General features: G+C 67.2%; 7 protein-coding genes and 1 pseudogene. 6 read left to right on the forward strand and 2 right to left on the reverse strand.

All coding sequences use genetic code 11. From position 1 onward, the window contains the following. Positions 1-645 (forward strand): transposase (locus FF041_RS30440; RefSeq protein WP_153525825.1); only part of this gene is annotated, 645 nt, incomplete at its 5' end. Positions 646-798: 153 nt separating this feature from the next. Here FF041_RS30440 and FF041_RS30445 read toward each other — a convergent pair. Further along, positions 799-1,176, reverse strand: coding sequence for a nuclear transport factor 2 family protein (locus FF041_RS30445; RefSeq protein WP_153525766.1), 378 nt, complete (start codon positions 1,174-1,176; stop codon positions 799-801). 310 nt (positions 1,177-1,486) lie between these two features. Between FF041_RS30445 and FF041_RS30450 the strand changes: the two genes are divergently transcribed. From FF041_RS30450 to FF041_RS30465, 4 genes are all read left to right on the forward strand, one after another. Next, entirely contained in the window at positions 1,487-2,515 is a 1,029-nt protein-coding gene (locus tag FF041_RS30450) for a hypothetical protein (RefSeq protein ID WP_153525767.1), read from the forward strand. Between the two features lie 141 nt (positions 2,516-2,656). After that, positions 2,657-3,091 carry a hypothetical protein gene (locus tag FF041_RS30455; RefSeq protein ID WP_153525768.1) on the forward strand — a complete coding sequence of 145 codons (435 nt, stop codon included), beginning with the start codon at positions 2,657-2,659 and terminating at the stop codon, positions 3,089-3,091. A gap of 32 nt (positions 3,092-3,123) precedes the next feature. Beyond that, positions 3,124-3,600 carry a restriction endonuclease gene (locus FF041_RS30460; protein WP_323393158.1) on the forward strand — a complete coding sequence of 159 codons (477 nt, stop codon included), beginning with the start codon at positions 3,124-3,126 and terminating at the stop codon, positions 3,598-3,600. Positions 3,601-3,682: 82 nt separating this feature from the next. Continuing rightward, positions 3,683-4,627: a DUF5655 domain-containing protein gene (locus FF041_RS30465; protein WP_323393160.1), complete on the forward strand. Its 945-nt coding sequence runs from the start codon at positions 3,683-3,685 to the stop codon at positions 4,625-4,627. A gap of 96 nt (positions 4,628-4,723) precedes the next feature. Here the strand turns inward: FF041_RS30465 and FF041_RS30470 are convergent, their stop codons facing one another. Further along, positions 4,724-5,473 (reverse strand): DNA-methyltransferase, encoded by a 750-nt coding sequence (locus FF041_RS30470; protein WP_323393162.1) that lies wholly within the window; start codon positions 5,471-5,473, stop codon positions 4,724-4,726. 538 nt (positions 5,474-6,011) lie between these two features. Here FF041_RS30470 and FF041_RS30475 point away from each other — a divergent pair. Continuing rightward, positions 6,012-6,583, forward strand: a pseudogene (locus tag FF041_RS30475) (hypothetical protein); the annotation flags it as partial.

Consider the following 6,583-nt stretch of genomic DNA (forward strand, 5'->3'; position numbering starts at 1 on the left):
ACCCCGACCGCGAGGCGAAGCTGGACCGGATCGAGCACGTCCTGGACCGTTTCCCCCGACCGGGTCCTCGCGTTCGACGAGTTCGGCCCACTCGGGATCCGGCCCACCGCAGGCTCGGGCTGGGCCGAACGGAAGCACTCCGACCGGTTGCCGGCCACCTACCACCGCACCCATGGAGTCCGGTACTTCCACGGCTGCTACTCGGTCGGCGACGACATGTTGTGGGGCGTCAACCGCCGCAGGAAAGGTGCCGCGAACACGCTGGCCGCACTCAAGTCGATCCGCGCCGCCCGGCCCGACGGCGCCCCCATCTACGTGATCCTGGACAACCTGTCCGCCCACAAAGGCACCGACATCCGCCGCTGGGCTACAAAGCACAAGGTCGAGCTGTGCTTCACCCCGACCTACGCCTCTTGGACCAACCCCATCGAGGCCCACTTCGGACCGCTGAGGCAGTTCACCATCGCCAACTCCAACCACCCCAACCACACCGTGCAGACACGAGCCCTGCACGCCCATCCACGCTGGCGCAACGCCAACGCCCGCCACCGCGACGTCCTGGCCGCCGAACGCAAGGAACGCGCCCGCATCCGAAGCGGGAAGGGCATCCGCTGGGGCGGACGCCCCCTCAACACCGCAGCCTGACCAACCGCGAACTTACACAGCCACAGCGCATCATCGGTCCGCTCGTGGCCAAGCGCGGACGACCGAAGCGTTGTGAAGATGATCTCGGCTGGGCAGACCCGGAGCCCAGAACGGGGCCGGTTCAGGAGAAGGACGGCGCCAGAGGAGAATGACTCAGGAGGCGGACGGCTCGCTCTCCCCCGCGACGACGATGACCTGGTCGATGAGGCTCCGCCGCAGATGGACGACGTCCGTTCCCGCCAGGCGGGGGCCTCCATCCGGCGTCGTGAAGACCCACTGGTACCGGGCCCACTCGTCCGGCATGTCCACCGCCGAACAGCGCACCATCGTGCCGGTCCCCGCGGGGTGGCGCCGGATGTCCAGCACGAACCGCTCGACCGCCTCGATCCCCTCACTGCGGCCCAACGGTCCCCAGAAGACCACATCCGAGGTCAGGGCCTGGGAGAGCAGCGCAGTCACATAGCTGTCGTCCGAGGCGTTGAACGCGGAGATGAACGTGTCGATCGCGGACCGCGCGGTCTCTTCCTGCATGCACCAGTAATACCAGTCGCCTCGCGGAACGCGCTCGTCTCGTGAGCCGTCTCCCGACCACGGTGAACCATCCCGGTCACAGCACTAGCGCTTCCCTGGGAAACGCTCACCGATACGGATGGGGCTCATGCGCCGAACGAATAATTCAGTGGAGCTGAGGACGGCGGGCGTTCTCCGGCTCGTCACGGGCGAGACCGTAGAACCGTATGACCGTTGTCCTCGGTGTGGCGAGTTCCACGATCGGCGGACGGATCCCAATGGCCGCTACGACCTCATGTGCGGCCTTGATCGAGCCGTTGATACCACGCTGGTGACCAGCAGTGTGGCTGAGCAAAACAGGCATTCCTGGGAGTCGAACCTCAAAGAGCGTGCGGTGCCTGAGTTGGGCCTGGGCTGGCATGTGGTGTTCGAGAGTACGGCGAAGGTGGCCTACGGAGGTCGCAAGGGGAGCCGCCGCTACAAGGATGCCCTGACCGTCATCAGCCCGGCGCTGGGCGAGCTGGAACGGCGTGGCGTGACCGGCTTCGGTCCCGGCACGGCCTGTATCGAGGAGTTGTTCCACGACAAGGGGTGCCCGTACGGGATCCTGGGCGCTGCTGGGGTGAGCTTCGGCTGTTCGCTGCCCAGCAACACAGGCACCGGGTTCATCAGCGCTGGTCTGATGACCGGGTACGACCAGATGCCGGCCTTCGACCCGGGCCATTGGGCCAAGGAGGCTGAGAAGAACCTGCGGCAGGGGAAGCCTGCACCGCCCTCTCCAGTCCCGGAACCGTCTCGAATAGGGCCGGTGCTGTGGTCGTTCGATCCGGGCTTCCTCGCTTTGCTGGAGGACCGTCGGGCCGAGGACGAACGGAAGTGGGCCGAGGTCACGCGGGCACTGTTTCCCGGCCGTCACACCGATGCCGAGCTGGCCGAACTAGCCCGCCGGGAGGTGAGTGAGTGGATCGCCTACGCACGGTCCTTGACCTGGCAGGCCCCGCTTCCTGCGGAACCGCCTCCCATCGATGACGCTGATGGTTCAACGGAGCTGGTGAAACTGCTGGAGGTCGAGTTCGGGTTGCACCAGGACCTGGCCTCGAAGCTCAACGCGGCTTCCGACCGGCCGCACCGCGAGGTGTTCTTCTGGCTCACACGGATGCGCTTCTCCGCGTGGTACCGCCTTGCCGACCCTGGCGTACTGCCACAGCGGTCTCCGAACGTACCGGCCGGCATCACCGGCGTCTGGGTCGGCTGCCTGCTGGACGAGACCCACGTCCTGCACTGGGACCACGACACCGGATGGACGCGACACCCGCTCCCGGCCCCGCTGCCCATCCCCGGATTTCCCGGCTGTGCCTGACCAAGGACCAGGCAAGTTCCCCGGCCTTCGCGCGCACCCGGCAAACGGGATGGCCGCGCTGTCGGTGCCGATGAGTAACCTATCTCGGTGATCAATGACCCTTCGCCCCATATAACCCTTCCTTGTTACACAGATTCTGGTTTGACCAAGTTGATGCAGGAGGCTCTGGCCGAGGCGAGTCAGGATGACCTGCTGGCCGCCTTCATCTGGTCCCAGGAGGAGAAACTGGCGTGGCAGGTTGTCTGCGCCATCGAGACATGGCAGGCGGAGGTGGAGGCGGAACAGGGGTTTGCGCACGACCGGGCTTTCGGGGATCACGTTAATAAAGAGTTCTGGGCACCCGTGCGCGAAGGCTGGCAGCGGGTCACGGGCCTGACGGCGGCACGGCTCGAAGAGGAGGCCGTGCGGCTCAACGTTCTCGCCCAGGAAGCTCGGGCGATCCATGACCAGCTCATCGATGTATCGGGGGACTTCGAGCGGTACACCGCCGCAAGGCCAACGGTGAGCAACTCCTGGACGAGTCGGTCAAACGGTACGGCCAGGCCCGCAAGGCGAGGAGGGCGTCAAACCGGGTGATGAGGGAGGAACAAGATGAAGTTCACCGTCTGGTGTTCACCAACGCCGAGTCCCGCGCCTACATGGCGACCTCCCAGAGCCTGCCTCTCTCTCAGATCGATTCCCTGCACCACCAGCAGTTCGAGGAACTCTCAGCCTGGCTGCTGCAGCGGGACGGATACGACATCCAACGCGGCACGGGAGGGTCCGGGGACCTGGGCGCCGATGTGATCGCGGTGTCTCGCTCCGGGCAGCGGGTGGTGGTGCAGTGCAAACATGTGGGCACATCAGGACGTAACGTTGCGAGCAGACATATCCATCAGCTCAACGGCACGGCGTGGCAGACCCACGGAGCCGACATTGTTATCGCTGTGACAAACGGCGGCTTCCCAAAGCCAGGGCGGACGTTCGCCGAGGATCACAACATTCACCTGATCGACCGGGCAGCTCTTGAGCGATGGGCTACCTGGGGTAGGTCGGTGGACGAGATCCTGGGCCTCTCCGAGCCGGACGCCGCACCAGCTTCCTGATCACGATTCCGCGTCGGCGGAATATCCGCTGGTCCGGGGCGATTCTCTGCCTAGTCGATCTGCCGATGGGCTGGGGGTTCGTGTGGGTGATCTGAAGGCGTTCCGTGTGGATGGCGGGCGTGCGGTGGAGATGGCGGGTTCGTCGGTGGCGCTGGAGCGGGAGCTGCAGTCGCTGGTCGAGGGGAACATGGAGGCGATGCTGGGGATCCGGTTCCTGGCGTCGGAGTACGAGACGGGGCGGCATCGGGGGCGGATCGATTCGCTGGGGCTGGACGAGACCGGGGCGCCGGTGATCATCGAGTACAAGCGGACCCGGGACAAAGAGGTCGTGACGCAGGCGCTGTCGTATCTGGCGTGGCTGAACGACAGCCACGCCGAGTTCGAGGGCCTGGTGCAGGACCGACTCGGCGCCGAGGCGGCGGGGTCGGTGGACTGGAACCGTCCGCGGATCGTGTGCGTGGCGGGGGATTTCACGCCGCACACGGTGGTGGCGCTGGAGATGATCCGGCAGCGGATCGATCTGGTGGCGTACCGGGTGTTCGAGGACGTGGTCACGCTGCGGCTGGTGGCCTCGTTCACCGGTACCCCCACTACTCCCGTTGTTCCCCGCGCCCGTGCCGTTCCCGGGACGGCCGCGCCGACGGAGACGGAGGAGAGGCGGACCCCGGGCGGGGGCAAGACGGTGCAGCAGCATCTGGACGCGGCGCCGCAGGAGCTGAAGGACCTGTTCGCGGATCTGGACGCGGTGCTGACGGAGTCGGGCTCGGTTCAGCGGGAGGCCCTCCAGTGCTACTTCGCGTACCGGCGGATGAAGAACGTGGCCTCGGTGAAGGTGCAGCCCCGGAAGCGGGCGCTGGTGGTGACTCTGAAGGTAGATCCGGACTCGGTGAAGCTGGTCGAGGGCTTCACCCGCGATGTCCGAGGCATCGGGTTCCACGGCACGGGGGCCCTGGAGGTGCGGATCAGATCGCACGCCGATCTGGAGCGGGCCGGGGATCTGATCCGGCGGAGCGTCGAGGCCGGCTGAGGCGCACACATACTGAGGGCGGCTGCCTCCATCCGGTGATCCGGGTGGCGACAGCCGCCCTCTTCCCATCCGCCCCGGTCCGGGGTGCGGGTCTTCTCACTGCTCCGGGCCGGCGAGGTCGAGGTCGTCCCGGGTGAGGATGGCCTCGCGCAGGCGCTGTTCGGCGACGGCGGCGTAGTGGTCGGACAGCTCGATTCCTACGAAGCTCCGGCCTTCCTTGAGCGCGGCGACTCCGGTGGTGCCGGAGCCGGTGAAGGGGTCGAGGACGGTGCCGCCGGGGCGGGCGACCTGGACGAGCTGGCGCATCACCTCGACGGGCTTCTGGGTGATGTGGACGCGGTCCTTGCGGGGCTGGGAGGCGATGTAGTGGCCGGGGAGGTAGAGGTCGCGGGTCTTGTCGAGGGTGCCCTTGACGCCCCAGAGGATGAACTCGGAGTCCTGCTTCGGCCCACCCTTCCTCGGCCGGGACGCGGGCTTGATCCAGGGGATGGTGCCGGACCAGGTCCAGCCCGCCATCTGCAGCGCGTCCGATGTCGTCGGCTCCTGCCGCCAGTCGGTGAACACCATCACGACCGCGTGCTCCCGGGCGGCCCGGTAGGACTCGGTGAGCAGGTCGGTCAGCCACGCCCGGTACGAGCGCTGGTCGCGGTTCTCGCCGGGGAAGTTCGCCAGGTCGTGGCCGGCATCCCCGCTCGTGTACTTCGCCCGCGCGGTTCGGGCGGTGCGCTCCGAGGACGTCCGCCCGCCGGAGTTGTAGGGCGGGTCGGTTATGACGGCGTCGACGGAATCGTCGGGCAGGGTCTTCAGGACGGTGAGCGCGTCGCCTCGGTGCAGCGTGTACGGCACGGTTCTCTTCTCTCCGGAATAGACGGCTGCGCGCCCGCCAATTCGATGAGCGCATGCGGGCGCGGCCCGCTCAAGCACCCTGTCCGGGGCGAGCGGGGCCGCGAAAGGTAGCCGTCTTTTCCGGCCGCACCCAATGACGTGATCCGGGGTTCCGGGGTCGTTTGGTGCGGCCGGATTTCCCTCCTACAGTCCCCCTCGTGTTCGCCGCTCCGGGCCCTGGCCTGGGGCTGGTTGAGCTGTGCTGTTGCGTGCTGCCCCGTCCAGAGGACGAGGGCGCAGGTCTATCGCGGAGGGACTTTTCCTATGTGGCGGGTGAGATTACGAGGGCGGCTTGCTGCCGCTTCTGAATGACGGGCCCGGTGTCCGGGAGTTAGCCGCTCCCGGACACCTTCCCCGCCCTCTTCTTCTCTTTCTTCTTTGACCCGCCCGTTTCCCGGTGGCCTTTTCGACGAGAAAGCCGGGGCCGGGCGGCCTACATGCAAGGAGCCTCAATGCGGCATGCCCAGATACGCCCGTCGCCTCGTTCGGCGGGGCGGTCGTGAAGAAGGTCGGGGCGATTGCGGGCGGGGTCGCGCTGGCTCCGCTGCTGCTGATCGCCCCGGTCGCCGTCGCCCTGGTCGGTGCCACCAACGCGCAGGCCACCTGTGATGCACAGGGTGTGGATACGGGGGCGGTCGCCGCGCAGGTGGAGTCGATCCTGAACGGCGGGGACGGCGGTGGCGTTTCCGTCACCGGTCTCCCGGAACCGGAGGAGCAGATTCCGCACGCGCGGACGATCCAGGCCACCGGGGTGGCGATGAAGGTCCCTGTCCGCGGGCAGATCGTCGCGCTGGCGACCGCCCTCCAGGAGTCGGGCCTGCGGAACTTGGATTACGGGGACCGGGATTCGCTGGGTTTGTTCCAGCAGCGTCCGTCGATGGGCTGGGGTACTCCGGAGCAGGTGCGGGACCCGGTGTACGCGTCGACCAAGTTCTACGAGGGGCTGCTCAAGGTCTCGGGCTGGGAGTCGATGACCGTGACCCAGGCCGCGCAGGCGGTCCAGTTGAGCGGTTTCCCGGACGCGTACGCGAAGTGGGAGCCGCTGGCCACCGCGCTGCAGAAGGCCATCGC

Origin of the sequence: Streptomyces jumonjinensis (genome assembly GCF_009600885.1) — a bacterium.
GTDB lineage: Bacteria > Actinomycetota > Actinomycetes > Streptomycetales > Streptomycetaceae > Streptomyces > Streptomyces jumonjinensis.

What these genes read in the sequence shown, in the direction of transcription:
- FF041_RS30445 (WP_153525766.1), bottom strand. Translation starts at nt 1,176, where the DNA reads ATGCAGGAAGAGACCGCGCGGTCCGCGATCGACACGTTCATCTCCGCG.